Source organism: Congregibacter sp., assembly GCF_965660375.1.
Taxonomy (GTDB): Bacteria; Pseudomonadota; Gammaproteobacteria; order Pseudomonadales; family Halieaceae; genus Congregibacter.
Map to the genome: position 1 here is coordinate 1 of NZ_CBFHZO010000132.1, position 3,100 is coordinate 3,100.

The following is a 3,100-nucleotide window of genomic DNA, read 5'->3' on the forward strand; positions in this document are numbered from 1 at the left end:
AACTACACAGACCCCATAAGCAATACCTTTTTCCTGCGCTGCGTATTCGATGTGAGCGGGATGAGCTGCAGCCTCGAGCAGTTTGAAGTGCGTCTGCGGACCGTGGCCGATGAGCTCGCAATGAGCTATCAACTGCGCTGCCTAACGACCCTTCCCAAGATTGTTGTCGCGGTATCGCGCTACGATCACTGCCTGACCGCTTTGCTGACCAAGCAGCGTGCGGGGGCATTGCCTGCGAATGTAGTGGCGGTGGTCAGTAATCATGAGGACTGTCGGGCACTCAGCGAATGGCACGGTGTGCCCTTCCACTATCTTCCGGTTACGCCGGATAGCAAGCCGGCCCAGGAAGCGCAGATCCTTGCTGTTCTGAGGGAGAGTCAGGCAGATCTGCTGGTACTCGCCCGCTACATGCAGATTCTGTCGGACGATCTGTGCGCCGAGCTTTCGGGCCAGGTCATCAATATCCACCATTCTTTTTTACCGGGTTTTAAGGGCGCAAAGCCTTATCATCAGGCTTACGATCGTGGCGTTAAAGTTATCGGTGCTACGGCGCACTATGTCACCGCCGACCTGGACGAGGGCCCGATTATTGCCCAAGAGGTACGGCCCATCGACCACGAGATATCCGTGGAGCAAATGGTGCATCTGGGCCATGACACCGAGGCGACGGCCCTGTCTCAGGCGGTGCGTCTGCACTGCGAACAGCGAGTCATTCTCAACGGTCAACGTACCGTTATTCTTTAATCCAATGGAGTATTCATGAGCGCATCAATCATCGACGGTAAGGCGGCAGCGCAGGCACTGCGCGACCGCCTGGCTATCGAAGTGACCCGCATAGACGCCGAGCACAGCTGGGTGCCCGGTCTGGCCGTGGTGTTGGTGGGGGAGGATCCCGCAAGTCAGGTGTACGTGCGCAACAAGGGTAAACAGACCGCGGAGGTGGGCATGCGTAGCTTCGAACACAAGCTGCCCGCCAGTACCAGCGAGCGCGAACTGCTGGATCTTGTGGAGGCCTTGAATCGGGACGATGCTGTTAACGGGATCTTGGTGCAGCTGCCGCTCCCTGAGCATATCGATGCCCAACTGGTCATCGAGACCATTGATCCCGCAAAGGACGTTGACGGCTTTCACCCGATGAATACGGGCGCCTTGTCCAATGGCGATCCCATGGCGCTGGTGCCATGCACGCCTCTGGGCTGTCTCATGATGCTTCGGGAGCAGTTTCCCGATGGTATGGCTGGGCTCAATGCCGTGGTGGTGGGGCGCAGCAATATTGTCGGAAAGCCCATGGCGCAGCTCTTGATCGCCGAGAGCTGCACGGTGACTGTCGCCCATTCAAAAACGCGCGACTTGCCGGCATTGTGCCGGACAGCTGACATCCTGGTGGCTGCAGTAGGGCGACCGGAGATGGTTCGTGGCGATTGGGTAAAAGACGGTGCTGTGGTCATAGATGTGGGCATCAATCGCGTGCAGATCGAGGGGCAGGAGAAAGCGCGCCTCGTCGGGGATGTTGCCTTTGACGAGGCCGCAGAGAAGGCCAAAGCCATCACACCGGTGCCGGGTGGCGTGGGTCCCATGACCATCGCCTGTCTTCTTCGCAATACGGTGGTGGCCGCCTGCAGGCAGCACCGCGTGGTTTGCGAGCTGCTTTAGGTCGGAGCTTTACTCCGGGAAGGCTTTGAGTACTTCCCGGAGTAAATCCCAGCGGTTAAAGCCCTGCTTGCCATAATCCAGTCCCCGTCGCACGATTACCAGGTCGTGGGAAGGATCAATGATGACGTATTGTCCCCGATTGCCGGCGGTGCTGTAGGCATCGGCGGGCACTTCTTTTTTGCGACTATCGGGCACCAGCCACCACTGGGCGCCATAGTCATAGCCTCGGGGCTTTGACGCAGGTGCCGGGGTTCGTGAAAACTCAATCCACTTCTCGGAAATCAGAGGCTCGCCGTCCCACATGCCGTTGTTGAGATAAAGAAGCCCGAAGCGCCCCAGATCCCGGGCATTGGTATACACCTGGCTGCTCAGTATGAAATCACCAAAGCGATCTGTGGAGAGCAGGGTGTTGCGCATGCCGATGCGATCCAGCAGGCGTTTTCGTGGGAACTCCCGATAGGCGGAGTCGCTGGCGAATGTGTTCTTGAAAGCCTTCACGGCCAGCAGGGTGTCGTAGTTCTCGTAATCCCAAAAGCTGCCGGGCTCGCGTACCAATCCCCGGTTTCTCGCGCCATCGACAGAACTCGCGCCGGCCCAGTAGGACAGGCCGGAGCCCGTGGCGTATTCCATATTGAAGCTGTCTACGGGATAGAGCCCGCTGGACATACGGAGAAGGTGGCGAAGGGTGATGGCGTCACGCGGGTCCTGCCCGCCCGGTAGCTTCGGTGCCCAGTCAATATCCAGCGGTCCGTCGAGGGTCATCTTTCCACTGTCGACGCGCATACCGATGAGCGTGGCAGCAATACTTTTTGCTGTAGACCAGGTACGCGTGCGCGTGGTCTGATCGACGCCTTCGGCATAGCGCTCGTGAATGATCTTGCCCTTATGGATGACCAGTAGGCTCAGTGTGTCCTGCTCCTCAGTAGGGCGATCAAAGGCCCAATCTGAGGCTGCCTGGAGAGCGTCGGCGTTAAGCGCAGCCGGTATGGGCATATCGGCGTTGGCATCGCCATTGGGCCAGTTCAGGGTTCGTGGATCAGTTTTGGAATAGGGCATCTCCAGCTTGGGTAGGCTGTTAATGTCCGAAAGGCTCATTTCGGGAGTCATCACCACGCAGCCGATACCTTTGCGGAATGCCGAGATAATGGCTGGGCCATGTTCGTCACCGCCGACGCTCACCGCCCGTTCTCGGGGATAAACGGTGTAGGGGCCGCCACTGGCATCTCCCAGGGCTCGATCGCCCAGATAGGCCAGCTCCTGCTCGAACACCTGGTCGAGGTTTCGGCGTGAGGTAAACAGTCCGTTACAGGTCAGTAGAGACTGAACACCATTGCGTATGAGCTGACGGTTTGCCAAAAAATAGTCGTAGCTATTTTCCTTGGCTTGCGCGACCTGGGCTTGCGCCATGGTGCTGCCTCCGACAAGTAACGACGCGCTCAGCGCGGCG

General features: G+C 58.5%; 3 protein-coding genes. 2 read left to right on the forward strand and 1 reads right to left on the reverse strand.

Going from position 1 to position 3,100, the window contains the following annotated elements:
• Together ACTG3T_RS14055 and folD are read left to right on the forward strand one after the other, a co-directional pair.
• A partial coding sequence (locus ACTG3T_RS14055; RefSeq protein WP_439102916.1) for a formyltetrahydrofolate deformylase occupies positions 1-744 on the forward strand: 744 nt, incomplete at its 5' end.
• 15 nt (positions 745-759) lie between these two features.
• Positions 760-1,653: a bifunctional methylenetetrahydrofolate dehydrogenase/methenyltetrahydrofolate cyclohydrolase FolD gene (folD, locus tag ACTG3T_RS14060; protein WP_439102917.1), complete on the forward strand. Its 894-nt coding sequence runs from the start codon at positions 760-762 to the stop codon at positions 1,651-1,653.
• 9 nt (positions 1,654-1,662) lie between these two features.
• Here the strand turns inward: folD and ACTG3T_RS14065 are convergent, their stop codons facing one another.
• A complete protein-coding gene (locus ACTG3T_RS14065) occupies positions 1,663-3,060 on the reverse strand; it encodes a serine hydrolase domain-containing protein (protein WP_439102918.1) in 1,398 nt (465 codons plus the stop codon).
• Positions 3,061-3,100: the final 40 nt, after the last annotated feature.